General features: G+C 52.1%; 24 protein-coding genes. 14 read left to right on the top strand and 10 right to left on the bottom strand.

What is annotated here, in order from left to right; genetic code table 11:
• Positions 1–18 precede the first annotated feature (18 nt).
• Together H8K38_RS01400 and H8K38_RS01405 are read right to left on the bottom strand one after the other, a co-directional pair.
• Complete coding sequence (locus H8K38_RS01400; RefSeq protein ID WP_186882995.1) at positions 19–2,232, bottom strand: TonB-dependent siderophore receptor; 2,214 nt, start codon at positions 2,230–2,232, stop codon at positions 19–21.
• A gap of 289 nt (positions 2,233–2,521) precedes the next feature.
• Entirely contained in the window at positions 2,522–2,890 is a 369-nt protein-coding gene (locus H8K38_RS01405; RefSeq protein WP_186882996.1) for a DUF2946 family protein, read from the bottom strand.
• A gap of 323 nt (positions 2,891–3,213) precedes the next feature.
• On the opposite strand from H8K38_RS01405, the gene H8K38_RS01410 reads away from it, so the two are divergent.
• The 3 genes from H8K38_RS01410 to H8K38_RS01420 all read left to right on the top strand — a co-directional run bounded on the left by H8K38_RS01410 (position 3,214) and on the right by H8K38_RS01420 (position 6,181).
• Positions 3,214–4,680 carry an APC family permease gene (locus tag H8K38_RS01410; protein WP_234030446.1) on the top strand — a complete coding sequence of 489 codons (1,467 nt, stop codon included), beginning with the start codon at positions 3,214–3,216 and terminating at the stop codon, positions 4,678–4,680.
• 53 nt (positions 4,681–4,733) lie between these two features.
• Positions 4,734–5,207: a CreA family protein gene (locus H8K38_RS01415; RefSeq protein WP_186882998.1), complete on the top strand. Its 474-nt coding sequence runs from the start codon at positions 4,734–4,736 to the stop codon at positions 5,205–5,207.
• Between the two features lie 110 nt (positions 5,208–5,317).
• On the top strand, positions 5,318–6,181 hold the full coding sequence (locus H8K38_RS01420; RefSeq protein ID WP_186882999.1) for an HDOD domain-containing protein: 864 nt from the start codon (positions 5,318–5,320) through the stop codon (positions 6,179–6,181).
• Positions 6,182–6,197: 16 nt separating this feature from the next.
• Here H8K38_RS01420 and H8K38_RS01425 read toward each other — a convergent pair whose 3' ends face one another.
• The 4 genes from H8K38_RS01425 to H8K38_RS01440 all read right to left on the bottom strand — a co-directional run bounded on the left by H8K38_RS01425 (position 6,198) and on the right by H8K38_RS01440 (position 8,904).
• Positions 6,198–6,389, bottom strand: a complete 192-nt coding sequence (locus tag H8K38_RS01425; RefSeq protein ID WP_186883000.1) for a hypothetical protein — start codon at positions 6,387–6,389, stop codon at positions 6,198–6,200.
• A gap of 281 nt (positions 6,390–6,670) precedes the next feature.
• Complete coding sequence (locus tag H8K38_RS01430; protein WP_186883001.1) at positions 6,671–7,165, bottom strand: D-alanyl-D-alanine carboxypeptidase family protein; 495 nt, start codon at positions 7,163–7,165, stop codon at positions 6,671–6,673.
• Positions 7,166–7,954 carry an N-acetylmuramoyl-L-alanine amidase gene (locus tag H8K38_RS01435; RefSeq protein ID WP_186883002.1) on the bottom strand — a complete coding sequence of 263 codons (789 nt, stop codon included), beginning with the start codon at positions 7,952–7,954 and terminating at the stop codon, positions 7,166–7,168. It lies immediately after the preceding gene.
• Positions 7,951–8,904, bottom strand: coding sequence for an N-acetylglucosamine kinase (locus H8K38_RS01440; protein ID WP_186883003.1), 954 nt, complete (start codon positions 8,902–8,904; stop codon positions 7,951–7,953). Before H8K38_RS01440 ends, H8K38_RS01435 begins: the two co-directional genes overlap by 4 nt.
• 302 nt (positions 8,905–9,206) lie before the next feature.
• Between H8K38_RS01440 and H8K38_RS01445 the strand changes: the two genes are divergently transcribed.
• The 5 genes from H8K38_RS01445 to H8K38_RS01465 all read left to right on the top strand — a co-directional run bounded on the left by H8K38_RS01445 (position 9,207) and on the right by H8K38_RS01465 (position 15,537).
• On the top strand, positions 9,207–10,502 hold the full coding sequence (locus tag H8K38_RS01445; RefSeq protein ID WP_186883004.1) for an AmpG family muropeptide MFS transporter: 1,296 nt from the start codon (positions 9,207–9,209) through the stop codon (positions 10,500–10,502).
• A gap of 44 nt (positions 10,503–10,546) precedes the next feature.
• A complete protein-coding gene (locus tag H8K38_RS01450; protein ID WP_186883005.1) occupies positions 10,547–11,533 on the top strand; it encodes a succinylglutamate desuccinylase/aspartoacylase family protein in 987 nt (328 codons plus the stop codon).
• Positions 11,530–13,338, top strand: a complete 1,809-nt coding sequence (locus H8K38_RS01455; RefSeq protein WP_255422779.1) for an ABC transporter substrate-binding protein — start codon at positions 11,530–11,532, stop codon at positions 13,336–13,338. The genes H8K38_RS01450 and H8K38_RS01455 overlap by 4 nt, the downstream gene beginning before the upstream one ends.
• A 118-nt stretch (positions 13,339–13,456) precedes the next feature.
• The gene (locus tag H8K38_RS01460; RefSeq protein WP_255422780.1) at positions 13,457–14,098 is read left to right on the top strand and encodes a M15 family metallopeptidase; all 642 of its coding nucleotides are present in this window, start codon (positions 13,457–13,459) and stop codon (positions 14,096–14,098) included.
• Between the two features lie 2 nt (positions 14,099–14,100).
• Positions 14,101–15,537 carry a serine hydrolase gene (locus H8K38_RS01465; RefSeq protein WP_255422781.1) on the top strand — a complete coding sequence of 479 codons (1,437 nt, stop codon included), beginning with the start codon at positions 14,101–14,103 and terminating at the stop codon, positions 15,535–15,537.
• Between the two features lie 202 nt (positions 15,538–15,739).
• Here the strand turns inward: H8K38_RS01465 and H8K38_RS01470 are convergent, their stop codons facing one another.
• Positions 15,740–16,648: a LysR family transcriptional regulator gene (locus H8K38_RS01470; protein ID WP_186883007.1), complete on the bottom strand. Its 909-nt coding sequence runs from the start codon at positions 16,646–16,648 to the stop codon at positions 15,740–15,742.
• Between the two features lie 58 nt (positions 16,649–16,706).
• Complete coding sequence (murQ, locus tag H8K38_RS01475; RefSeq protein ID WP_186883008.1) at positions 16,707–17,594, bottom strand: N-acetylmuramic acid 6-phosphate etherase; 888 nt, start codon at positions 17,592–17,594, stop codon at positions 16,707–16,709.
• A gap of 221 nt (positions 17,595–17,815) precedes the next feature.
• Here murQ and H8K38_RS01480 point away from each other — a divergent pair, with 221 nt between their 5' ends.
• The 6 genes from H8K38_RS01480 (at position 17,816) to arsA (ending at position 23,679) form a co-directional block, all read left to right on the top strand.
• Positions 17,816–18,388, top strand: coding sequence for a L,D-transpeptidase family protein (locus tag H8K38_RS01480; protein WP_255422782.1), 573 nt, complete (start codon positions 17,816–17,818; stop codon positions 18,386–18,388).
• A 368-nt stretch (positions 18,389–18,756) separates the two neighbouring features.
• Complete coding sequence (locus H8K38_RS01485; RefSeq protein ID WP_186883009.1) at positions 18,757–19,122, top strand: helix-turn-helix transcriptional regulator; 366 nt, start codon at positions 18,757–18,759, stop codon at positions 19,120–19,122.
• An 88-nt stretch (positions 19,123–19,210) separates the two neighbouring features.
• A complete protein-coding gene (locus H8K38_RS01490; protein ID WP_186883010.1) occupies positions 19,211–19,711 on the top strand; it encodes an arsenate reductase ArsC in 501 nt (166 codons plus the stop codon).
• 59 nt (positions 19,712–19,770) lie between these two features.
• Positions 19,771–21,051 carry an arsenic transporter gene (locus H8K38_RS01495; RefSeq protein ID WP_186883011.1) on the top strand — a complete coding sequence of 427 codons (1,281 nt, stop codon included), beginning with the start codon at positions 19,771–19,773 and terminating at the stop codon, positions 21,049–21,051.
• A gap of 30 nt (positions 21,052–21,081) precedes the next feature.
• Positions 21,082–21,837, top strand: coding sequence for an arsenical resistance protein ArsH (gene arsH, locus H8K38_RS01500; protein ID WP_255422783.1), 756 nt, complete (start codon positions 21,082–21,084; stop codon positions 21,835–21,837).
• 63 nt (positions 21,838–21,900) lie between these two features.
• Positions 21,901–23,679: an arsenical pump-driving ATPase gene (arsA, locus tag H8K38_RS01505; protein ID WP_186883012.1), complete on the top strand. Its 1,779-nt coding sequence runs from the start codon at positions 21,901–21,903 to the stop codon at positions 23,677–23,679.
• An 823-nt stretch (positions 23,680–24,502) separates the two neighbouring features.
• On the opposite strand, the gene H8K38_RS01510 is transcribed toward arsA, so the two are convergent.
• The gene (locus H8K38_RS01510) at positions 24,503–25,096 is read right to left on the bottom strand and encodes a putative adenosine monophosphate-protein transferase Fic (RefSeq protein ID WP_186883013.1); all 594 of its coding nucleotides are present in this window, start codon (positions 25,094–25,096) and stop codon (positions 24,503–24,505) included.
• Positions 25,086–25,295 (bottom strand): YhfG family protein, encoded by a 210-nt coding sequence (locus H8K38_RS01515; RefSeq protein ID WP_186883014.1) that lies wholly within the window; start codon positions 25,293–25,295, stop codon positions 25,086–25,088. Before H8K38_RS01515 ends, H8K38_RS01510 begins: the two co-directional genes overlap by 11 nt.
• Positions 25,296–25,317: the final 22 nt, after the last annotated feature.

Raw genomic sequence — 25,317 nt, forward strand, 5'->3', positions numbered from 1 at the left:
GCCATCGTTAGTATTGCATTAGAACTTCAGCGTGACACCCGCATACACCGAGCGTCCACTACCCGGTACCTGCGTATCATGCGCGACGCCAGCACCCATCGTAGCGCCTTGTCCCAGATACGCGCCACCCAGCGGCAAACGGTAAAAGCGGTTCAGCACGTTGTCGATACCGACATCAAAACGTGCCTGTTTCCAGGTATAGCTGCTGCGCAGATTGAGTAAGGTGTAGCCAGCGGTACGCAGTTCTTTGCGAATGTCCGAAAGATCGGTTTTCGCATCGACCATCTGCACTTCCAGCGTATTTTCCCAGTGTTCCTTTTTTTGCGTCAGCGACAGGCGCGCATTCAGCGGCATGATGTTATACAAGCCGCTGTCGGTCACGGTGTTTTTAGCATTCACATAATTCAGTAATCCACTGAACGAAATACTGCCGATTTCACTGGTTTTGATGAGTTGCTTGTGACCGGAAATATCGAGCCCATACAGCCTTGCTTTCTGGTTGCTGAGGCTCAGATTCTGAAAACTATCTTTGCGTGTGCCACAGGTTTTACCGACTGCCGCACAGCTGGTGGCGTCAATGTAGTCGCGCACTTGCGTGTAGTACGGCGATACTTTGAATTCCCAGTCGGATAGCTCAGCATCATGCCAGTTCAGCGTCGCACTCAGGGTATGCGCAACTTCAGGGTTTAACTGGAGATTGCCGACATAGCCATTGCCATCGCCAAACCAGTTGTTCATGTTCATGACCATGGTGTTGTTGCTGGCCCAGGTGTAACGCTCATACAGATTCGGCGAGCGGGATTTCATCGCATAGCCACCATCCATACTGAACGTGGCATTGGGCGTGTAGCGGGCAGTGGCTGTGAGGTCGATGTTGTTATCTTTGCGCTGACGGTCTGCGGCATTGAATGCGCCGGGGACAGAGCTTGCCAGCGCCGGATTGCCATACATGCTGCTATAGCCAGCGACATTGCCGCTGTTCATTTTCACGCTTTCGTAGCGCAAACCCAGTTGCGTCATCCATTGGGGAGTCCAGCTGGCATCCCACTCAGCAAACACACCCAGACGATCACGCTGACCATCGGCGATATTCACAAACGTATTTGGTGCCATCATCATGCCGGTGCCGGAAGCGATCCACCAGTCATTCATGCGGTAACGCTGATATTCCGTGCCGACGCTGAGCTTGTCGCGCTCTGATAACATCAGATCAGCCTTGATCAGTGCGCCGGTATTTTTGCCTTCGGTATCCATGGGCATGCCGGGGGCGTTACCGTACCAGAACTGTTTATCATCGCCGAAATTCATGCGATGACGTGTATGTTCGTTGTACAGGCGTGCTTCCAATGTGCCCCAGTCATACTGGCTCTTGTAGCGCAGATTGACCTGTTCACTGTTATTGCCTGTCATATCCATGCGCTGATTCGGAAAACCCTGATAGGGAATATTCTGCGTGCCGATACGCAGTTCCAGCAGTTGACCGGCATTGCGCATCGCGACAGACAGCGATTGATTTTCAGATTTGTAGCGTGATGAACCAACCTCGTCAGCGGCAATCCAGGCTTTGTCTGCCGCTGCTAATTTTGCTGCTTTGAAATCGTTGGCGGCATGGTAGTTACCGCTTTCAGCAATCGCGCCGGTGTAATTCAGGCTCCATATTTCTGTGGCATAAGTCGCTGCAAAATTGACGCCTTTGGCATTGCCATTGCTGCGATAAAAGCTGCCTGCCTGGCCTTTGAGCAGGGTGTTTTGGCCAGCTGCCGCGAATTCCGGCTCGGGCGAATTCACCTTAATAGTGCCGCCTATGCTGTCGCCGCCAGTACTGACGGGGGCGATGCCAGTCAATACCTGAATACTGCCAACCTGCGTAGGATCGATATATGACAACGGCGGATTCATATGATTGGCACATGCTGAGATCAGATTCATGCCATCAACCTGTATCCGCAAGCGGTCATCGGCGAGGCCGTGGATCGCCGGCAGACTTGAGACGCCTCCCGCGAAATACAGGCTGACACCGGGAACGTCGCGCAACAGCGTTGCGACATCGCTGGTAGCAGCGAGCGCTGACTTCTGAGTAACCCCGTCGATGTTCGGTGCCGGAATTTTTTCGGCATGAATGACGACTTCCGATGGTTTTTGTAATGGTAATTCCTGCGCCTGAACCGCCGCGCAAGGAAGCAGAGCAGCGATGGACGTCGCCAGAATATGTTGTTTGAATTGGGTTTGCATGAAATATGGTCTCTCGTATGTGGTGCGTTGCCGCAGCCGGGAACAAGACTGCAGCAGCCATGCTCAGAAATGATGAGGTTCCGGCGATGGTCGGTGATCGTATGGTGCGCAGAAAGTTGCTGCACCAAGGCTGAAAGGCGTATCTGGTCAGTTATCGCAAGTTTCCGCGCGCGTAATTCAACGCAACTCAACGCAATTAAACGTAATTAACGTAATCAATGGCCGCGTGCACGTAGCGCACACATGTCGGTCAGACGCGTACAGGAGAAAACAGAACCGGATAGGGTCTTCAGATTACCGGCGGACCCCGTGCGGGGAGAGGCGCTGAGACGGTAGCTGCAAGCCGCGCAGCCGGAATTGACTGCGTGGCATACGACAAAGCATGCGGAGGTTCGCAAACACTATTTGACGCAACAGCAGGAGGGAGTGTCGTCGCAACACATAAAGGGCAATCGAGTAAATGCGTCTGCGCGCTGCTTTTGCCCTGGCCTGCATCCGAGGTGTTGCCGACCAGTTTATATCCGGTGCTGGTACAGATCAGATTCATGGCATCTGGCTTCATCAGCGGCGAGGCCATCGCAACGCCGAGCGTCAGTACATACATCAGTAATACTGTGCGCACCAGATGGTGAAATGTCAGCAGGGAAATTCTTGGCATAGGCATAAGTCTGGAATGCTAACATCACCAGTGGTTTTTACCATGATGTATCACAAACTCTGCAAATTACGGTAGTTGACGTTGTGCTTGAGGGATTTGCCGCTATCATTGCGTTTTTCGTGTAATCGTCATGAAACAAACGGAATTGAGTTGGTCAGCCTGCCTGGATGTTATGTGCGTACAGTTTTTGCTTATAGACATTGTCCGTAGCTGACCGGCGAGTTCTGCGTTCAACTGCACTTTTACACGCCGTGCCAGATCTGAGTGTCTGGTCTTTGCTATTTCATCAGATGCGCAGCAGTTTCTGAAAACAAGGAATGATCTTGAGCTTTATATCATTAGCCCGCCAATTAACACGCACGAAACCTATCGATGCTCATGAAGTGATCATTGAGGAACAGCATCAGCATAGCCTGCATCGCTCTTTGGGATTGTTTTCGCTGACCATGATTGGTGTCGGTGCCACCATAGGAACAGGCATCTTTTTCACCATGGTCGAAGCGGTACCTAAAGCCGGGCCATCGGTTATTTTGTCGTTTCTGATTGCGGCACTGACTGCCGGGCTGACGGCGCTTTGCTATTCTGAATTATCGGCGCGGATTCCGGCTTCTGGTTCTTCGTATTCATTTGCATATGCTACTGTTGGTGAATTTGCGGCGTTTGTGGTTGCAGCCTGTCTATTACTGGAATATGGACTTGCGGCTAGTGCGACAGCGATAGGCTGGTCGGCTTATCTGAACAATTTTCTACACAATGCGCTGGGTTGGCAAATTCCCGAGATGCTACGCACGCCGATGATCGTTGCCGGTGCCAATGGCGTTGAAATTCATCCCGGGCAATTTAATCTGCCGCCAGTGGTGCTGGTGATCATTTGTTGTTTCTTGTTGTTGCGCGGCGCGAAAGAGTCGGCGACAGTGAATGCGATTATGGTCATGATCAAACTGGCGATACTGGTATTTTTTGCAGTGATTGCCTTTTCCGGTTTTCACGCTGAACATTTCACGCCGTTTTTTAATACCGACAATAGCAAAGGGCTGGCGGGCATGGCGGGTGTGACTGCGGCTGCTGGCACGGTCTTTTTCTCTTTTATCGGGCTCGATACGGTGGCGACCGCAGGTGCGGAAGTCAAAAATCCCAAGCGGAATGTACCGCTGGGAATCATGGCGGCGCTGATTGTTGTCACCGTGTTTTACATGCTGGTGGCGATTGCCGCCGTTGGCGCTCAACCTGCACATATGTTTGAGGGGCAAGAGGCTGGTCTGGCCGTGATTTTGCAGAATGTGACAGGTAAGGCATGGCCAGCTTTAGTACTCTCTGCAGGCGCGGTGATTTCCGTATTCAGCGTTACGCTGGTAACTATTTACGGTCAAAGCCGGATTTTGTATGCGATCAGTAAAGATGGTCTGATTCCTGCTTCATTTCAGAAAGTGCATCAACGCACACGCGCTCCGGTGATTAATACCGTGCTGGTTTGTCTGCTGGTCGGCATCGTTGCAGGTCTGGTGGATGCGACATTTTTGTGGGATATGGTCAGCATGGGAACGCTGGTGGCTTTCATCGTCGTTTCCGCATCCATTCCTGTGATACGTAAAAAAGGAATCGGGCATGGCGTGCAAGGTTTCCGTGTGCCGTTTGGTCCGTACCTGATTCCGGCGCTGAGTATTTTTGCCTGTTTATATATTCTGAAAGACCTGTCGGGAACGACATTTAAAGTATTCTTTATCTGGATGTTCATTGCGATCAGTATCTATTTCGCATATAGCAAACGTCACTCGGCTTTGAATAAATGATGTCTGGCAGCGGATGCCGGATATGAATGAAAAATGAATGAAAGGCGAACAACATGAAACATCAGATTCTGGCATGTGCAGCACTGGCTTTATTTTCAACAACAGTCTGCGCTGAACATATAGGCAGCGTGGATACGGCTTTTAAATTGATCGGTCCCGATCATAAGGTGGTGGTGGAAGCCTATGATGATCCTAAAGTTGCAGGCGTAACTTGTTACGTATCCCGCGCCAAGACTGGCGGCATTTCAGGTGGCTTGGGATTGGCGGAAGATAAGGCTGAAGCGTCGATTGCCTGTCGTCAGGTCGGGCCGGTCAGTTTTCCGGCGCCGTTAAAGCAACAGGAAGAAGTGTTCAATCAGAGTTTATCTATTCTTTTCAAAAAATTACGTATTGTCCGTATGGTCGATCAGAAAAGAAATGCTCTGGTTTACCTGACCTATTCGGATAAGCTGATTGATGGTTCGCCGCAGAATAGTGTCACAGCTGTGCCAGTGGACAGAAATACCCTGATTCCCGTGAAAAAATAAGGTGAATCAGTGCCAACCTGAACCTGAAAACACACGCCATACAGTTCTTTCTACGCGGTAATATGCGTTAAAATGGGCGTTGCACAATATTATTCAATTGCTGTTTTGATATGACTCCTCCAAGCACTGCACACGTCGCCAGCGATCAATCCGTTGACGCCCTGATCAAAACCATACGCATACCGCCACGTCCGAGCATGCTATTGGATTTGCAGACGGAGTTAGCCAGCAAAGAGCCTGATCCGGGACGGCTGGCAGCCATCATTTCGAATGATGTGTCCTTGTCGGCATCTTTACTCAAAGTCACCAATTCGTCTTTTTTTGGCTTGCGCCTGAAGGCCACTTCCGTTGCGCATGCCGTGAAACTATTGGGCATACAGCAATGCGGTTTGCTGATGACGGGAATTATTGCGCGTCAGGCAGTGCAGACAGAAAAAATTCCGCTCGCTAAATTCTGGGATTTCTCGTCTAAACGGGCGCAGGCAATGGCACATCTGGCGAGCCGTATGCGCATTTGCTCAGCAGATATTGCACACACATTCGGCTTATTCTGTGACATCGGTATTCCATTGTTGCTGGAACGTTTTCCTGATTATCAGGAAACGCTGGTGTTAGCCGGTAATGACGTCAACGAAAAATTTACAGCAATTGAACAGAAGCGACACAGCACCAGTCATACGTCCATTGGCGCTTTGATGGCGCGGACCTGGGGATTACCGGAAGAAGTGTCGAACGCAATTTTGTTGCACCACGATTATCTCGTGCTAACGGATTCTGCGACCAACGACCGTGTGCGGGCTTTGGTGGCGCTGGCGCTGGTGTCGGAATATGGCATATACCGTTACCACGGTCAGGAAAACTGGGCTGAGTGGGACAAAGGCGGGCAATTAGCCTGCGATTTTCTTGGCCTGGCGAACGACGAAGTTGAAGATCGTTTTGAAGAGTTGCACGACTTATTCAACAGCGTACATTAATTCTCGCGGCGCTTGTTCAGCGCCCACCCAGCAAACGTGCTGGCAACATCACAATCGCACGCAGTAATTCGAAAACGCCATCAACGGCAATCCCGAGTATTCTGAATGGCAGTAACAGCAGCCAGAATAAGGGATACAGCAACAGCGCCATGATTGCCAGCGGCCAGCACAATACAAATAAAATAATCCAGATCAGCAAGGTCAGCATGATGCTCAGGCCAGTAACTGGTGAATCAGATTGCTCAGCATGACCAGCGCGATCGCGGCGATGACGATACCATCCATATTTGCAGTGAGTTTCATACCATGTCCTTTCCGTATCGAGTGAGAGTGATGTCACTGTAATTGATGCGATAAGGGAAGGCGAACCGTTTGCGACAAAGTGTCATTTGGCGGGAACAGAGTGTTTTTATCCGCGACGAACACCCCTGTTTTCAGACCGAAACCGATATTGCGATATTGTGATTTCAGCCTCAGGTCTGACGTGGTTCAGCGTTGAAAACACCAGTGCCATGGTTCGTATTGATATCCGCTGCTGTTTTCTGGCGGATAAGACATGTCAAAACCAAATTCGTGGGCATGTTGTTGCAACCACCGGAATGCTGTTGTGGTGTCAAATGAAATTTCCAGTTCAGGATCTTCCGGCGTGGCGATGTCGATCGCCCGGCCAGTGTGATGTTCGCTATATCCCGGCGGGGCACACACTTGCAAGATGTCATGAATTTCCTGCCCTGCCGCAAGTTTGGCCTGGATGATTTCAGTCTGACGGGCGACGCTGCGAAAGGCTGAAATCATCAGCAGGGCAATACCGTCACCAGCCGCGCTATTTTTCATCGCTTGCCAGGCCTGATTGGCGGCGGGTGTCAGCCAATACTCGCGCCCATCCTCTCCCACCTCAGCAAGCACCAGAGACGTCGCTTCAGATACCGCAACGAAGCCGCGCTGCTGCAGTATCTCCGGGCTTATTCCCAGTGCGTCCAGCATTTATCGTGTCTTCGTGTTTGCCGTCAGGACATCGAGCATGGCCGCTGTCTGAGCATCGGGGATGCCATCAAATTTTTCCTGACGATATTTACTTTGAAATGCGATCAGCACATTTTTGGTTGCTTCATCCAACACGCCGGTTTGCGGTGTGTTGTAGCCATGTTGTGCCAGTTTTTTCTGATACCAGCTGACATCTGGTAATTGCGCTTCATAGAGCGGCATACGTTGGGCCACTTGTGTTGCGTCTGGCCAAGGAATCAGGCCTGCATCAGCTAATTGTTTCCACGGAAACAGCGGGCCCGGATCAGACTTACGTTGTGGGGCGATATCGGAATGGCCAAGAATGTATTCTGGACGTATCTGATGGCGTGCAACGATGTCCTTCACCAGCGCAATGACACGGTCGATCTGTGCCTGTGGGAACGGGAAGTAGGTGCGGCCTTCCGGCGCATCGCGGAAACCCAGATTCACAATTTCGATGCCGATAGAGCTGGCGTTCAGGCGGCTATAACCTTTCCAGTCGCTGAGTCCGGCGTGATACGACATTTTACTTTCATCAACGAGTTGCCAGACTTTGACCGGCATCTGATCGCCGACCAGATAGTGACTGCTGACACCTTGCTGGCTCAATACCTTGAGTGAAGTCGGCTCATCAATCGCGGTGTAATGCAGAATCAGAAATTGCACGCGGTCTTCCTGACTTTTCGCCGAGATGCTGGAATCGATGCGTGATGTAGCGCAGCCGGTGAGGAAGGCGGCGAGGAATCCGAGTAAGAGTAATTTTTTCATGAGAGTAATGTAAGTTGTCTGGCAGCGAGCCGGGCTGCCGAAAAATGTGCCTGGCAAATACTGGTACGTAAGCTGATGTCTGAAGGTAAATGGGTACGACAAGATGCTGCGATCAATGGATGAAGTTCAAGTACCCGTCCGCTGAGAACCACAGGCTTGTTGCCGAAGCGTTTGCACATTGCCATTCCCAGTCGCGCCAGTTCTTGTCCGGCTCTTTTTAAAATATCGGCTGCGACTTCATCCGTATTCGCGCAGGCTGCAACAGCCAACGCCAGTTTACCGATGTCGCCGCGGCTGTGGTGATACATGAAATCTTTGGATTTGTCCCAATCAGCGCCGCCGATGGCTTTGAATATTTCTTGCGCAAGCAGCGAATTGCGCGATGTTCCCGGGCATTCGTCTTCTGCACGCCAGATATGGCGTACTGCTTCGCGGGCGATCCAGAAGCCGCTGCCGCCATCGTCAAGCAAATAGCCGCGCCCACCTGCACGATGAAATTGTCCGGCCTCGTCAATATAGGCGGCGATAGAACCGGTACCCGCATAAACCAGATAGCCTGTTCCCGGCTTGAAACTATCCAGATACGCAATTTCGATGTCAGTACCGAGGCGAATGCATGGTTCCGGCATTTGCAGAATACCGGACAACATCTCCAGAATGACGACACGCATATCGTCACTGAAACCGGTAATGCCGACTCTGACTGTTTGTAAGTTGCCGTGGCTGCGTGCAGCAGCAGCGAGGTCGGAGAACACTTGTGCGAATTCCTGTTTTCCCTGCTGCGTCTTCAGTTGCAGAGCCGTCAATCCTGCCGCGGTGCCGCTGGCGATGATGTCTTCATTGGCCGTTGCCAGCGCCCAGCGTGTCTGCGTTCCGCCCGTATCTATCCCCAAAGCCAGCGCTGATGCGTTGTCTTTGATACCGGGGAAAACGAAATCTGCTGGGTTCATATAGGGATGATCTGTTCTGTCATATTTTCGGATAAAACCCGCTGCCTTGCTGTCACTCCAATTCTTTACGAAACATCAGAGTTTTTTAACGACTATGCTCTATCAGTGTTTGCTTCGTTTATCATAGGTCGCTTTTGCGACACGCAGAAAATGAAAAGATAGCGTCAGCGTATAACTTTACTCTATGAGCAAAGCGTAAAAATTCAATCGTCTTCCGGTGTTTTTGTTGGGAAGATGTATTCGTAGAACTCATCTCTATTAATGAAATGAGTTCTGGCATTTCACCAGGAAAAACTCACACGATGACAAGAGACGTCACAACTGCCAACGATACTGAGCAAACACCGGCAACCGGTGCATGGCGCTGGATACCATCATTGTATTTCAGTCAGGGCATTCCCTATGTGGTTGTGATGACCTTGTCCGTCATTATGTACAAGAACATGGGTATTTCCAATGCCGATATTGCCCTCTACACCAGTTGGTTGTATCTGCCATTTGTGATTAAGCCTTTATGGTCGCCGTTTGTGGACATGTTTAAGACCAAACGTTTCTGGGTGATTACGCTGGAACTGGTGATCGGTGCCTTATTTGGGCTGGTCGCATTCACGATACCGATGAGCAGTTTTTTTCAGATGACCTTGCTGGTGTTCTGGCTGCTGGCATTCGGTGCCGCCACGCATGACATCAGCAGTGATGGCTTTTACATGCTGGCACTGGAGCAGCATCAGCAGGCCGCGTTTGTCGGTGTACGCAGCATGTTTTTCCGGATGTCGATGCTGACGGGGCAGGGCGCGTTGGTCTATCTTGCCGGAACGCTGAAAGATCTGACCGGTAATGTGGCATTTGGCTGGATGGTTGTGTTCGGCGTGCTGGCGGCAATGTTTGTGAGTCTGTCGCTGTATCACAAATGGGCTTTGCCCAGACCGGACAGCGATCACGCGCAAGGTGATCCGAATCAGGTCGTCGCGACGTTTTTTACGATTTTCGGCAAATTTATTAAGAAAAAAAATATTCTGCTGACCATCGCTTTTCTGTTGTTGTATCGCTTTGGCGAAGCGCAATTAGTCAAAATGGCACCGCCGTTTTTACTTGATGGTCTTGATAAAGGCGGGCTGGGCTTGTCAACGCAGGCGGTTGGCATCGTCTACGGTACTGGTGGCATGATTGCACTGACGCTGGGCGGCCTCGCTGGCGGTGCGTTGATTTCACTGTATGGTCTGAAGCGTTGTTTATGGCCGATGGCGCTGGCGATTAATGTGCCGCACATCGTGTATGTGTATCTGGCATTCGTACAACCGCAAAATATTTACCTGGTTGGTGCCGCCGTGGCGATTGAGCAGATGGGATATGGCTTCGGTTTCACTGCTTACGTGCTGTACATGATCATGATCGCCGATGGTGAACACAAGACTGCGCATTATGCGATCTGCACCGGTTTCATGGCGATGAGCATGATGCTACCCGGTATGTTCAGCGGCTGGTTGCAGGCAACGCTGGGCTACGCGCATTTCTTTGTATGGATTTGCCTCGCCGCGATCCCGACCTTTATTGTGACCGCCTTGATTACGGTCGATCCCGAGTTTGGCAAGAAGTAATAAATAAAAATACAGCGTCGTTTTTGTCTGGAATGAGTATAAGTATGAGTTCGCAACATTTGTTTTTTAACAGCCAACGCTATCAGTCAACGCTTGCCGGACCGCGCATCATCATTACCGGTGCGGTGCATGGCAACGAGATTTGCGGCACGCAGGCGATACGACGCGTGATTGCTGAAATCGACGCCGGCATCATTCAGATCATATCCGGTTGTGTGACTTTCGTACCGGTGACGAATCCACTGGCTTATCAGCGCGGCGAAAGACAGGGCGACCGTAATCTGAATCGCCGCTTGTTGCCGACCAGTACGCCGACAGAATTTGAAGATCACGTCGCCAACTGGCTGTGTCCGTTATTGGCTGAAAACGATGTTTTGCTCGATCTGCACTCTTTCCGTGGCGAAGGCGAGGCTTTCGTTCTGGTCGGACCGGAAAATAACGATGGCGATATCGAACCCTTCAGCCACGCAGAAGCAGAGCTGGCGATGGCACGGTGTCTGGGCGTACATCGCATGGTGGATGGTTGGCTGAGCACGTATGCGCGCGGTGTCGTCCGCCGTCAGCAAAGACTGGGGCCGGATGCAGATGCCAGAATGCTGGCGAATGCGAATACCCAGTTCGGTGTCGGTACTACAGAGTACATGCGTTCCGTCGGCGGCTATGCGGTCACGCTGGAATGCGGTCAGCATCTCGACCCGCAGGCACCGGAAGTTGCATACCGCGCGATCATCAATACCCTGACCCATCTCGGCATCATTGCCGGAACAGCACCTGCTGCCGTCAAAGAAATTGAAACCCTGCGTATCTATGATGTGATCGACAAGCTGCACGACGACGATCATTTCGTCCGCGAGTGGCGCAGTTTTGACGAAGTAAAAAAAGGCGATCTGATCGGCTTGCGCCACGATGGCAGCGAGGTCAGGGCAGAAATGGACGGTCGTATGATATTCCCCGATGCCGGTGCGCATTGTGGCGAAGAATGGTTTTATATCACTCGTTACAGCGACAGAATTCAAGAGGGAAACGCATGAAGCAAGCAATGCCATGGCTGCATCGTTTGTGTGCCTTGCTGGCGCTGTCGCTATTTGCTTTGAGTGTTCAGGCTGTTCAGGCAGGCACAGGCAAAACCTTGAATGTTTTGCTGACGACGCCAGAAAGCGCTCTCGATCCGGCGGTGGCTTCCGATATTGCGACGCTCAGCATTAATGAGAATATTTTTGAACCTATGCTGCGCTACGATTATCTGGCGCGTCCGGTCAAATTGAAGCCGAATACTCTCAAGGCGATGCCGGAGATCAGCGATGGTGGCAAGACTTATACACTGCATTTGCAACCCGGCATCCATTTCACACCTGACCCTGCGTTTAAAGGCAAAGTACGCGAATTAACCGCTGACGATTATGTGTACAGCATACGGCGCTTATACGATCCCGCGCTGAAATCGCCGTGGTTATTTATGTTTGAAGGCAAGTTGCTGGGCGACGAAAAACTGCGCAATGTACAAGCGGCACCCGGCTGGAAATTCGACAGCGCTTCCGCCATTCCCGGTCTGCAGGCATTGGATCGTTACACCTTACGCATACGGCTGAATGCGCCGGACAACAATTTTTTGTTTATTCTGGCAACCACGGCGACCTCTGCCGTTGCCAGAGAAGTGATAGAGAGCTACGGTAATCAGGCTGGCAATCACCCTGTCGGCACCGGCCCGTTTATGCTGGGTGAATGGCAGCGCAGTTTTCGTCTGGTGCTGAATGCGAATCCTGATTATCGCAAGGTGGTGTTTGATGGCGAGGCTGGGAAAGACGCGGTATCACAGCAGATCGCGGCGGACTTGAAAGGCCGGACGCTACCCCTGGTGTCACGCATCACGATTGCGATCGTCGAAGAGCAGCAGGCGCGCGTGCTCGGTTTCCTGAACCGTGAATTTGATACGCTGGAACAGGTGCCACCGCCATTGGCAGACATGGTCATGAAGGATGGCAAACTGAAGCCCGATCTGCAACAGCAAGGTGTGCAACTGTCCTTATTTTCTCCGCTGCAAACTTATTATGTCTGGATGAATATGGAAGATCCTGTCATCGGTGGATATAGTCAGGAAAAGATTGCCTTACGCCGCGCAATTGCGATGAGTTATAACAACCGCGAAGATATCAGTCTGATGGAAAAAGGTCTGGCGATTCCGGCGCAGTCACCGTTGCCGCCGAACGTGCTTGGCTACGATGCCAGCTTCAAGAGCCCGGTGCCTTACGATACTGCGCTGGCGAATGCTCTACTTGATCATTTTTCCTATCAGCGCGGTGCAGATGGCTATCGCCGTTTACCGGACGGACAGCCCTTGCATCTGGTGATGCACAGCCAGGCCAATACCACCGGGCGTCTGCGGGATGAAGTCTGGCGCAAGACGATGGATGCGATCGGCATACGCATCAGTTTTAAAACCGATAAACATTCAGAAATTTTGCGTGCATCGCGTCTTGGTCAGGTGCAGATGACAGAGGCAAACTGGGTTGCTGATTTTCCCGATGGTGAGAATTTTTACCAGTTGCTGTACGGCGCAAATATCGGGCGGGCGAATTATGCACGTTTTAATTTGCCCGCTTTTAATCAGTTGTATGAAAAATCGTTGACGATGACAGACACGCCTGAACGGCGCGCTTTGTATCGTCAAATGGCATTGCTGATGCATGCATATAACCCGTGGATACCACGGGTGCATCCCTTGTCTGCGGATATCCGCCAGCCCTGGGTGCAGCATTATCAGCGGCATCCTGTGGATTTCACGAACTGGCGCTATCTCGATATCGCGCCGGATGCAAAGCAAAATGCGAAGCGATAAAAATAAGCGTATGCGCCACTGTTCAACATCGCGCATCAAATAATGAGTTACGGTTATACGTGACAAGTAAAGTTTCATTGGAAGACAGCAAGAGCAAACTCTATTCTGACAAGCTGAAATGAGTGCTGGTTGTTTTCTGATTTATCTGGAGAAGTCGTACATGCGTTGTGAATTCATTGCTGATCACCCTGACTTCCGTCGCCTTGCTGCGATTGATGGCATTACTGTTGATCTGCGTTATGTCGGCACCGATAATTTCGTCGGGCGTGACTTGTATGGCGATCTCGATTGCGCATGGTTGCACAGAGAAGCCGCAGCAGCGCTGGAGCAGGCGGCGCACTATCTCGCAGAGCAGCATCCGGGTTATCGCATCATTGTGCTGGATGCCTTGCGCCCGCACCGCGTACAGGAAATGTTGTGGGCGCATCTGGATGGCACACCTTTACAGATGTATGTGGCTGACCCTGCGCGCGGCTCTATTCATTCGTTTGGCATGGCGGTCGATGTGACAGTTATTGATCCGCAAGGCGTAGAAATCGATATGGGCAGCGGCTTCGATGAGATGGTGGAAAAATCACATCCGGCACTGGAAGAAAAAATGCTGGCTGCCGGACAAATTACCGCGCAGCAGCGCAGCAATCGCGAGATATTGAGGCAAGCCATGTTTCATGCGGGTTTCAGAGGCATTAACAGCGAATGGTGGCATTTCAATTTCGGTGATCCTGCTGTCGTCCGCCAGACCTATCTGCGGATAGATTGAATATGTTGATACAGCGCGTTTCCTTCGTGGCGCTAAGTCTGTCGGCGGCATTATTTTTTTCTGGAATTTTCGCTGGTATCGTAGAGGCAGCAAGCCCGCCTGCTGAAGTAAAAACGGCAGACGTAAAAATGGCAGAGATGGCAGTTCCGATGACACGCGCATCAATGAAAACGACCACCGATCAGCAATTACAGACCATCGTCAGCCAGCCGCAACGGCCATTGGCGAGTTTGTCCGTGATCGCGATACGCGCTGGTGAGATCGTCTATGAACAGCAGTTCGGCGAGCGCTTTATCCCGACGACTGCTGCCGCTGGTTTGCCAGCGAATGCAGATACCTTATTCCGTATTGCGTCTGTCTCTAAAATGGTGACAGCGCTTGGCGTAATGCGTCTGGTTGAACAGGGCAAACTCGCGCTCGATACCGATGTCAGCCGCTATCTCGGCTATACCCTCAGAAATCCTTACTATCCTGATGCCGCGATCACCCTGCGCATGCTACTGAGTCATACCTCGTCGTTGCGCGATGATGGTGGTTATAATTTTCCGGCGAATACGTCGCTGCAAAGTGTTTTGCAAGCGGCGGAAAAAAACGCAGTATCAGCATTGATCTGGGCCCGACCGGATGCCAGCAACAAAAACTATGCACCGGGAAAATACTTCAGTTACGTGAATCTGAACTGGGGTGTGATCGGTGCTGTGATGGAATCCGTATCAGGAAAACGTTTTGATGTGCTGATGCAGGAATTGATTTTGCAACCGCTGCAGATCAGCGGCAGTTTTCATCCGGAAAATCTGAGTCCGGCAGAACTGAATAATCTGGCTACCTTGTACCGCAAACAGAAAAACGATGTCTGGGATACAGCAGGTGCTTGGCAGCCACAGGTCGATGATTATCACCAGCAAGCGGTGCCGAAGCGGACTTATCTGACCACGTATCAGCCAGGCTGGAATGCCACCTTATTCAGCCCGCAGGGTGGCTTGCGTATCAGCGCGCGCGGCCTTAGCCGGTTGATGCGGATGCTGATGTGCGAGGGCGAGCTCGACGGTGTGCGTCTGTTGCAGCCAGCCAGCGTGCGGGCTTTGTTAAAGCCTCAGTGGCGTTATGATGCAGCGCTGCAGAATGGCGATGATTATCAGGGCATGTTTCAGTCATGGGCACTGGGGTTTCAGGTATTCACTGATATCAGCGCCGCACATCATGGCGATCGACTGACGCCACCTGTCACGCCCGGTGGACATGGATTTACCGGCGTTGGCCATCTGGGATTTGCATACGGTCTGGAGTCAGGTTTTGTATTCGATCCGCAGACCCGCAACGGCATGATTTATCTGATTGGCGGCACCGGTGCCGACCCGGATAAAAATACCGGCGAGTATTCCAGCCTGAGTATATGGCAAGAGCAAATCATGACCGCGCTGGCCGCACAATTACGTTAAGGACTTACGCAGAACTGCCCCAGCGTTGTTGTTGTCGCCTAGCCGTGCTAAAGCACTGTCTTCGGCGACACGGTGTAGTCGGGGTTTCAGACAACATGTTGTCTGCCGACGCAACGAACCTCCTTTGCAAAGGAGGTTACCTTCGGCTGTAAGCCTAGCTGGAACAATTCTGCGTAAGTCCTAATGCTGAACTATTGCTGAATTATTCCTTGCTGGTTCTGGCAATAAATTCGGCAGCCGCTGTCTGTACGCATTCGACAAACGCACGTGCGGAGCGTGACAGTGGTGTCGATTTTTTTGTCAGCAAATATAAATCCACTGGCACATTCGGTAACAAGGGGCGGCACTGCACTTTGTCGTGATTGGCTGTGGCCGCCGTAAATGGATCGATCACAGCAGCACCCGCGCCGAACTCCACCAGCGTGCGCGCCAGCACATAAGTCTGGACTTCGGTGTAAGAAGTAAAGCTGATGCCGAGTTCTTCGCAGGCATCCATGACGCGGCTGACCAGATGATCATCGAGATCCAGTGCGATCAGATTTTTTGGCAAATCAGCGACGGACAAGGGCGTGTTGTCGAGTTTTTTTGTCCAGCTGCCTATCGGCGCAATCGCCGTCATACTGCCGCGCACCAGCGGTTCGGACGCCAGATTCGGATGGCAAGGGTCATATAAAGATAAAGCGAAATCAACGTCGCCGAGCAGCAAGGCATTCACCATATCGCTGGTATGGTGGGTTGATAAAGTGCAGTGAACTTGCGGAAATTTCTTGCGCCAGGCGGCCAGCGCTGCCGGCACTACCGTGATAGACAGTGTGGGAGTTGAAGCCAGTCTGACGGCTTCATCCGGATGATTTTTCAGATTATTTGCGAGGCGGCGTACCGATTGCAGGTCGCGGTTCAGTTTATCGACTTCGGAAAATAACTTGTGCGCTTCCGGTGTCGGATGCAGTTTTCCTTTGATGCGCTCGAACAATTTCAGGCCAAGCTGCAATTCACAATGTTGCAAGACTTTAGTCGCGGCTGGCTGGGAAATGCTGAGTAATTGTGCGGCACCGCTGATCGTGCCGGCCTGCATAATCGCATGAAAAACTTCTATGTGACGCAATCGCATGAGTGTTACCTGTTACCGTTACTCGTTTGTACCCTGCGATTGTAACCGCAGAAGGCGCTTATTCGACAGCTTCCAGGGCTTTTCGTACATCGCCCTGATATAAGGTCAGCAGTTTTTCAGCCGTAACGACGCTGATGTTGTTTTGTAGTGCCACGATCGCTGTTTTCACGTGGAAGTCGCATTCTTCCAGCACTTTGCGGCAAGTCTGCTCATCCTTGCCAGTCGCATGCATGGTCAGGCTGACCGTACGCCGCAGCAGTTTGATATTGGTCGGTTTCACATCCACCATCAGATTGCCGTAGACCTTGTGCAGTTTCACCATCAGTGCGCTGGAAAACGTATTCAGCGCAATTTTTTGCGAGGTGCCCGCTTTCAGGCGTGTGCTGCCTGAAATGATTTCACTGCCGGTGTTGAGTGTGATGCCGACGTCTGCGCATCGCGTCACCGGCGCATCGGGATTATTCGCGAAACCCACCGTTAATGCGCCACTGGCACGCGCCGCTTGCAACGCGCCCAGCACATAAGGTGTGGCACCGGAGGCGGCGATCAGCAACACGACATCATGCTGATTCAGATGCAGCTCACGAATGTCGATCGCGCCTTGTTCGGTATCATCCTCGGCACCTTCGACGGCGACGAACATCGCCTGTTTGCCGCCGGCAATCAGCGAAATTGCCCGTTCATTCGGCCACGAAAAAGTCGGTAATAATTCGACGCCATCGAGCACACCGAGCCGCCCCGATGTGCCTGCACCGACATACACCAGACGGCCGCCCGCTTCTATGCGTGGCAGCGCCGCATCAATCGCTGCCGCAATTTGTGGCGCAGCAGCGCGCACTGCCTGCACCGCGATGAACTGATCATCGATCAATGCGGCGGCCAGATCTGCCGTCGCATAGGTATCGAGCTCGGTATGTAAGACATTCGGTGTTTCGGTGTTCAACATGATCATTTCTCCGCGATGCTATTGAACTTACAGAGGAGTCGCGCCACTCACAAATGAAAGCTGATCGCGCAGTCATAACCGCAGGTAATGCGCTGCTGGTGAACAAGCATTTGCCATCATCGCTGGCTGTGCTTATTCTGCCATTGATGCTATCTGTTCCCTGCGCCACAATCTGGCCTCGTTGCAGCGAGCCCTGACACCACATCTGAAATCTCTGCCACATGAAAAATCGCCTTATCGCTATCTTATCTTTGCTGATGTTGTTATCCGGCTGCCAGTCTGTGTCGAATCCCGCATTCGTACCCAAAGACACGCAACACCGCATCGTCGTTTCTGTGCCGGAACAGAAAATGCGCTTATTCGATAACGGCAAAGTGATCGCCACTTATACCATTTCAACCGCCAAGCGTGGCATTGGCGATTTACCCGATAGCTACATGACACCCGGCGGCAAAATGGAAATCGCTGAAAAATTCGGCGCCGGTATGCCGGTCGGCACCGCGTTCAAAGATCGCGTGCCGACTGGTGAAATCGTTGCGATAGACGCGCCGGGGCGCGACCCGGTGGTGACCCGCATACTATGGTTGCGCGGCACCGAAGAGCGCAATCAGCATGCGTATCAGCGCTACATCTACATCCACGGCACGCCGCAAGAAAGCCTGCTCGGCAACCCGGCCAGTTACGGTTGCATACGCATGCGCTCTGCCGATATCGTTGAATTGTTCGACAAGGTGGGTATAGGCGCGGAAGTATTTGTCGCTGAAACCGAAGCGGACTTGCTGCCGCAAAAATAAGCACAGACGAAGAGCATTCATCTGGTAGGAAGTCGGTTTGTAAAGAGGCTGAAAACGTCGATTTTCGTGCCTCTGAGGGCATAAATATACTGGGGGGAGTATTTTTTAAAGCCCTTTATTTATAAGGACATAAAGGCAAAATCGCCGGATACTCCCCGAAAAATGCTTATTTGAGAGCTGTTTTCACGGTTTTTTTTCAAGGCGGATATTGGCTGCGTTGGCTGATACGGACAGGTGTTGACTGGGCTGTCGGTTTTGCACACGCAGGACATGAGGGATCACAAATTTCTGTTGCCAAAATTCCGCTTTCATTTCTATAATTCGATAATTGTCGAATTATAGAAATGAGCCTTAGCCGGAGTCTGCCCATGGAAAATAAACAAGCAATCAGCGCATTAGCGGCATTGGCGCAAGAGTCGCGGCTGGCGGTGTTTCGCCTGTTGGTGCGGGTTGGCCCTGAAGGGTTGGCAGCCAGCAAAATCGCAGAAGAGCTGGCGATTCCGGCTTCGTCATTATCATTTCATCTCAAAGAACTCAGTAATGCCGATCTGATCTCGGCGCGTCAGGATGGGCGTTTTATCATTTACGCCGCCAATTTCAGCGCCATGAATGATTTGCTGGCATTTCTGAGTGACAGTTGTTGCAATGGTCAGGCTTGTCTGCCCGCGCTGCAGGCGGGCAATCTGCTAACGAATAAAGCTGCCGATAAGGTTACTGATAAAGCTGAAATGTAACGCGCAGCATAGTCTGATGCAAACCGCATAATTTTCTTAGTACTTACTTATCCTCTAATCCCTCACCCTGAAATGAATCGAGAGAAAAATGACTGAAAAAACATACAACGTACTGTTCCTTTGCACTGGCAACTCTGCGCGCAGCGTCATGGCGGAAGCCCTGATCACGACCATGGGGCAGGGGCGTTTTAAAGGTTTTTCTGCCGGTAGTTTTCCCACCGGTACGGTCAATCCGCTGGCGATAGAGCAGATTCAGACGACCGCGTATCCACTGACTGCTTTACGCAGCAAAAGCTGGGAAGAGTTCGCTGCTGCCGATGCGCCAGTGATGGATTTCATCATTACCGTTTGCGATAACGCCGCTGGTGAAGTCTGCCCGGTCTGGCCCGGTCATCCGGTGACGACGCACTGGGGTTTTGAAGATCCGGCCGCAGTCACTGGCAGCGATGAAGCAAAGCGCGCTGCGTTCCATAAGGTGTTCCGCGAAATCATGTCTTGCGTCAATAGCTTCGTCTCGTTGCCTGCGCACATCCTGGAAAAAAATACCATTCATCAGGAACTCAAAGCGATCAGAGAGCAGCTCAACTGATGCGTCCATCTGATGATCTCGCTGTACATCAAATTCATTTCTGAAATGGGGCGCATGTCGTGCTGATTGCTATCCTGATTTTTTTGCTGACGCTGACCTTTGTCATCTGGCAGCCGCGTGGTCTGGGCATAGGCTGGAGTGCTGCTGGCGGCGCGTTGCTGGCCTTGCTGGCCGGTGTGATTCAGTTATCGGATATTCCGCTGGTGTGGCATATCGTCTGGAATGCAACGGCCACATTTATCGCTGTCATCATCATCAGTCTGTTGCTGGATAAAGCGGGCTTCTTTGAATGGGCGGCATTGCATGTGGCGCGCTGGGGCGGTGGCAGCGGCCGCAAATTATTTGTGTTGCTGTTGTTACTCGGTGCCGTGGTCGCCGCTTTGTTTGCGAATGATGGCGCGGCGCTGATCCTGACGCCGATCGTGATTGCGATGTTGCTGGAATTACGGTTTTCACCGAAAGCCACGCTGGCCTTCGTGATGGCGGCGGGCTTCATCGCCGACACCGGCAGTCTGCCGCTGGTGGTATCGAATCTGGTGAACATCGTTTCGGCTGATTATTTCAAGCTGGGCTTTGCCGCCTATTCATCGGTGATGCTGCCGGTGAATCTGGTGTCCGTCGCGGCGACGATAGCGGTGTTGCTGCTGTTTTTCCGGCGCGATTTGCCCGCCGATTATGAGGTGCAACAACTGCGCCAGCCTGCGCTGGCGATTCGTGACCGCGCCACATTCAATGCGGGCTGGTGGGTGCTGGGTTGGCTGTTGCTCGGTTTTTTCTGGCTGGACGGCATCGGTGTTCCCGTCAGTGTGGTCGCAGCAGCGGGGGCGGCGGTGTTGCTGGCGGTCGCTACGCGCGCCGGGGTGATCAACACCCGTGACGTCGTCCGAAATGCGCCGTGGCAGATCGTGATTTTTTCGCTGGGCATGTATCTGGTGGTGTACGGCTTGCGCAATGCCGGATTGACGAATCAACTCAGCGGCGTGCTCAATCATTTTGCCGAACATGGTGTCTGGGGTGCGGCACTGGGAACAGGATTACTCAGCGCATTTCTGTCTTCGATCATGAACAATATGCCGACCGTGCTGATCGGCGCTTTATCGATTGATGCCGCCGTGGCAAACAATGCAGTGCGTGAAGCCATGATTTATGCGAACGTGATCGGCTGCGATCTCGGGCCAAAAATCACGCCTATCGGCAGCCTCGCCACATTGTTGTGGTTACACGTGCTGGCAAACAAAAATATCACGATTTCCTGGGGCTATTATTTCAGGCTGGGTATCGTTCTGACCTTGCCGGTGCTGTTGCTGACACTGGCCGCGCTGGCATTACGTTTAAGCTGACACCGGCGCTATCAACTAAAGGAGTTACGCATGACTGATGTGGCAGGAGAAATCATCGATAACTCAGCCCATAACTCAGCCCCCGATCTGCCGAACGTAAAGATGGCACACATGGATATTCCTGATGCCGCGAAACTCGCACCCGTGGCAGGCTTTGAGCATCCGCCACGGATATTGCTGATGTATGGCTCGCTGCGCGAACGCTCGTTCAGCCGCTTGCTGGTCGAGGAAGCGGCGCGCCTGCTGCAACACATGGGCGCGGAAGTCAGAATTTTTAATCCGCATGATTTACCGATGGTTGGCAGTGTGCCGGAAACGCATCCCAAGGTGGTGGAATTGCGCGAGAGCTGTTTGTGGTCGGAAGGGCAGGTCTGGTGCAGCCCTGAACGTCATGGCGCAATCACGGCGGTGCTGAAAAATCAGATCGACTGGATTCCTCTCGAACAAGGCGCGATACGCCCCAGCCAGGGGCGTACACTGGCAGTGATGCAGGTGTGTGGCGGCTCGCAGTCGTTTAATACCGTCAACACCTTGCGTTTGTTGGGGCGCTGGATGCGCATGTTCACGATACCGAATCAGTCATCGGTGCCGAAAGCCTATGAAGAATTTGATGAGGCCGGACGCATGAAACCATCGCCGTATTACGACCGGCTGGTGGATGTGATGGAAGAATTATTTAAGTTTACCTTGCTGCTGCGTGGTCGCAGTGATTATCTGACCAGCCGTTACAGTGAACGCAAGCAGGATGCATTGAACGCCGCCAACAAGATCATCGCCAAGGCCTGATTCGTGCTTAACTGAGTCGTTGCCGGGTGACAGCCCTACACCGTTTTTATAAAAGGAATGAATATGCTTTTTCTGGACCATACGCCGAAATTTTTATTCTTCACCGGTAAAGGCGGCGTCGGCAAAACCTCGGTCGCCTGCTCCACCGCCGTCTGGCTTGCCGATCAGGGGCGACGCGTGCTGCTGGTCAGCACCGACCCGGCATCGAATGTCGGTCAGGTATTCGGCATCCGCATCGGTAACAGCATCAAAGCGGTGGAGTCGGTTGCCAATTTGTCTGCACTGGAAATTGATCCGCAAGCGGCAGCACAACTGTACCGCGACCGCATCGTCACACCTGCGCGCGGCACCTTGCCCGAGGTGGTGATCAAAGCGATGGAGGAACAATTGTCCGGTGCCTGCACCACAGAAATCGCCGCATTTGATGAGTTCACCGGGCTGCTGACCAATCCGCAGATGCTGCACGATTACGATCACATCATTTTTGATACCGCGCCGACCGGGCACACAATACGCATGTTGCAACTGCCCGGCGCCTGGTCCGGTTTTCTGGAAGAGGGTAAAGGCGATGCCTCTTGCCTCGGGCCGCTGGCAGGTCTGGGCAAGCAGCGCGAAAAATATCATGAAGCCGTGCAAACCTTAGCCGACCCCGCACGTACCCGCATGGTGCTGGTGGCACGTGCCCAGCATTCCAGCCTGAAGGAAGCCGCACGCACACATGATGAGCTGGCAGCCATCGGTTTTCATCAGCAATATCTGATCATCAATGGCGTGTTGCCGGAAGCAGAGACACTACACGATGCGCTGGCGCGCGCCGTCTGGAAACGCGAGCAGGCGGCATTGGCTACCATGCCCGAAGTATTACGCGGCTTGCCGACAGATCATATTCCGTTGCGGGCATTCAATCTGGTCGGGCTTGATTCTTTGCGTCATTTGCTGACGGTCTCTGCCGCGGCTGATGGTGCTAATGCCGCTGATTCATCCGCAACGCAAACATTGCTCGCCCTGACTGACGCGCCATCGCTGGCGACGCTGGTCGATGGTCTGGCAGGCAGCGGGCATGGCCTGATCATGACCATGGGCAAAGGCGGCGTCGGTAAAACCACGGTTGCTGCGGCGATCGCCATCGCCCTCGCGCAACGCGGTTTTCCGGTTCATCTGACGACCTCTGACCCGGCAGCGCACCTGCTCGAAACACTGGAAGGCAACTTGCCGAATCTGAGCGTCAGCCGGATTGATCCTGTTGCCGAAACGGCGCGTTATCGTCAGGAAGTGATGGCGAGCAAAGGCAAGCACCTTGATGCACAGGGAAAAGCCTTGCTGGAAGAAGATTTACGCTCGCCGTGCACCGAAGAGATCGCCGTGTTCCAGGCGTTTTCACGCGTCATCCGCGAAGCCGGGAAAAAATTCGTGGTGATGGATACCGCGCCGACCGGCCACACCTTATTGCTGCTCGATACCACCGGTGCCTATCATCGTGAGATCGAACGGCAGATGGCGCATACCGGCGTTCATTACACGACACCGATGATGCAATTGCAGGACCCGCAACAAACGAAAATCGTGATCGTGACACTGGCAGAAACCACGCCGGTGCTGGAAGCCGCTGGCCTGCAAAATGACTTACGCCGCGCCGGTATTGAGCCATGGGCGTGGGTCATCAACAACAGCCTAGCGATGGCGCAGCCGCAATCGCGCTTGTTGCAGCAAAGGGCAAAAAATGAATTGCAACAAATCCGCCTGGTCGCAGATCAACACAGCCAGCGCTGGGCGATTATTCCTTTGCAAGCAGAAGAGCCGGTCGGTATCGACAAACTGACAAAGCTGCTGAATGCGAAGTGAAGTATTTCTGCCCCTGATAAAAAATCCCCGACATCGCTGCCGGGGATTTTTTTGTCAGTACAACCGTGATTACTTGAACTTGTAATTCGCCAGCAAGGCGAATGAGCGGCCGCGTGGATCGGTTACGCTTGCTTGCAGGAGGTTACAGCAGGTCGGAATTGTGGATCAGCGAAACAAGAAGCAATTCCCACCCGATTCACTCAACGGCATGACACCGTTGAATATCGATTATTTCATTAATCTCAAAACGCTAATAACACTTGGCAATGATTGGGGGAGGTTTACAGCACGCTTACACATAGGTTGAAATTTGTTTAAATAAATTCTTTTGTAAGAACGTAGTAAATAATTGAGCCATAACTCGAGAGCAAAAGTATTATTCCAAAGCGTCGTCTTTTCCTATTTCTTAATAAATTAAACCCAAATATTAAGGGAATACAAAAACACATCATTTTTGGAAAAACGTCGTTAAAAACCAAAAGGTATGCCAACCCAGTTAACTCGCTAGAACTTTGATTTGCCCACCTATGTCCAGCATACAACGTAACAAAAAAAACGCTAAGTAGAGACAAGAAAATCGCCAACCAATCTATGCCAGGATTCTTACTTTTTTCAGAGTCATTATCCGATAACGCTTTTTTTGTGTTGTTCAATTTTTACTCCTTGAATAGCAATCTCAATATTGAGTTTGCTTGGCAAGCGTCGCATGCGTACTCCGTAGAGTGCGTCATACGCACCATTTTCCTCATTCAAACAGCACACGTCCTATTCTCGTGCCATACGAACTGAAATCTCGCCACGAGGCGCATAGTGATTGCTTGCCTCAAATGGGTGTCAGTGCACGATCCAACAAGGTTTTGAGTGGCGCTAAGCGACAATGATAGGCTTCAATGTTGGCCTCGACCCATTCAATCCGCCCAATCGGTTCCCAGCGTAACGCATAGCCGGCATTGATGCTGATAGTTTCAAACAGCAAGCGTTGGGCGCGTCCATTGCCATCGCGGAATGGGTGAATCACATTAAGTTCGCCGTAGTAGTGAGCCAAACGGGCAAGGAATTGTTCGCGCGGCAAATCGATCAGATAGCCTTCTTGCGCCAGAAGCCCAAAGAGCTTATTCGCTTCAGGTTCTATCCTGATGACGTTGGCGAATCGGGTACTACCTTTGCTGATGTCAACGGTACGTAATTTTCCGGCCCAGTCGTAGATATCTTGAAATATATGGAAGTGGATTGCGCGCAGAGCCGACATAGAAATATCGTCGAAGTCGGGCACAAACTGTTCAATGCGCGCCTGAGTGTGCTCGATTTCAGCCGCTTCCAGGCTATCGGCGTCTTTTAAGCCGAGCTTATTGATTAAGACAGCGGAGTTGGGATAGCAGTATTGCTTATCCTGACCCGTTCCGTACTTATCGGACATGCTTGGCTTTGAGCTCCACTGGTTTTGCCGTCGACTTATTGGTCTTGACTGGGCGTGGCTCCAGCCCTTCCAGGCGCAAGCTGGCGCGGTAGTTTTCGGTGCGCAGCTTCAGGAATGCCTGGCGCTTCATTTCAGTTGTCAGCATCGTGATACTCCACATGATAAATGAGACTGTGATCTGCATTGTAACGCATCTCACTTGTTCTCCAGCTTACCGTGAT

Origin of the sequence: Undibacterium sp. FT79W (assembly GCF_014284215.1) — a bacterium.
GTDB classification, from domain to species: domain Bacteria; phylum Pseudomonadota; class Gammaproteobacteria; order Burkholderiales; family Burkholderiaceae_D; genus Undibacterium; species Undibacterium aquatile.

Bases quoted from the DNA above. Each gene is read 5' to 3' on its own strand.
- H8K38_RS01400 (WP_186882995.1), bottom strand. From the start codon at position 2,232: ATGCAAACCCAATTCAAACAACATATTCTGGCGACGTCCATCGCTGCT.
- H8K38_RS01405 (WP_186882996.1), bottom strand. From the start codon at position 2,890: ATGCCAAGAATTTCCCTGCTGACATTTCACCATCTGGTGCGCACAGTA.
- H8K38_RS01415 (WP_186882998.1), top strand. From the start codon at position 4,734: ATGAAACATCAGATTCTGGCATGTGCAGCACTGGCTTTATTTTCAACA.
- H8K38_RS01420 (WP_186882999.1), top strand. From the start codon at position 5,318: ATGACTCCTCCAAGCACTGCACACGTCGCCAGCGATCAATCCGTTGAC.
- H8K38_RS01425 (WP_186883000.1), bottom strand. From the start codon at position 6,389: ATGCTGACCTTGCTGATCTGGATTATTTTATTTGTATTGTGCTGGCCG.
- H8K38_RS01430 (WP_186883001.1), bottom strand. From the start codon at position 7,165: ATGCTGGACGCACTGGGAATAAGCCCGGAGATACTGCAGCAGCGCGGC.
- H8K38_RS01435 (WP_186883002.1), bottom strand. From the start codon at position 7,954: ATGAAAAAATTACTCTTACTCGGATTCCTCGCCGCCTTCCTCACCGGC.
- H8K38_RS01440 (WP_186883003.1), bottom strand. From the start codon at position 8,904: ATGAACCCAGCAGATTTCGTTTTCCCCGGTATCAAAGACAACGCATCA.
- H8K38_RS01445 (WP_186883004.1), top strand. From the start codon at position 9,207: ATGACAAGAGACGTCACAACTGCCAACGATACTGAGCAAACACCGGCA.
- H8K38_RS01450 (WP_186883005.1), top strand. From the start codon at position 10,547: ATGAGTTCGCAACATTTGTTTTTTAACAGCCAACGCTATCAGTCAACG.
- H8K38_RS01455 (WP_255422779.1), top strand. From the start codon at position 11,530: ATGAAGCAAGCAATGCCATGGCTGCATCGTTTGTGTGCCTTGCTGGCG.
- H8K38_RS01460 (WP_255422780.1), top strand. From the start codon at position 13,457: ATGAGTGCTGGTTGTTTTCTGATTTATCTGGAGAAGTCGTACATGCGT.
- H8K38_RS01465 (WP_255422781.1), top strand. From the start codon at position 14,101: ATGTTGATACAGCGCGTTTCCTTCGTGGCGCTAAGTCTGTCGGCGGCA.
- H8K38_RS01470 (WP_186883007.1), bottom strand. From the start codon at position 16,648: ATGCGATTGCGTCACATAGAAGTTTTTCATGCGATTATGCAGGCCGGC.
- murQ (WP_186883008.1), bottom strand. From the start codon at position 17,594: ATGTTGAACACCGAAACACCGAATGTCTTACATACCGAGCTCGATACC.
- H8K38_RS01480 (WP_255422782.1), top strand. From the start codon at position 17,816: ATGAAAAATCGCCTTATCGCTATCTTATCTTTGCTGATGTTGTTATCC.
- H8K38_RS01485 (WP_186883009.1), top strand. From the start codon at position 18,757: ATGGAAAATAAACAAGCAATCAGCGCATTAGCGGCATTGGCGCAAGAG.
- H8K38_RS01490 (WP_186883010.1), top strand. From the start codon at position 19,211: ATGACTGAAAAAACATACAACGTACTGTTCCTTTGCACTGGCAACTCT.
- arsH (WP_255422783.1), top strand. From the start codon at position 21,082: ATGACTGATGTGGCAGGAGAAATCATCGATAACTCAGCCCATAACTCA.
- arsA (WP_186883012.1), top strand. From the start codon at position 21,901: ATGCTTTTTCTGGACCATACGCCGAAATTTTTATTCTTCACCGGTAAA.
- H8K38_RS01510 (WP_186883013.1), bottom strand. From the start codon at position 25,096: ATGTCCGATAAGTACGGAACGGGTCAGGATAAGCAATACTGCTATCCC.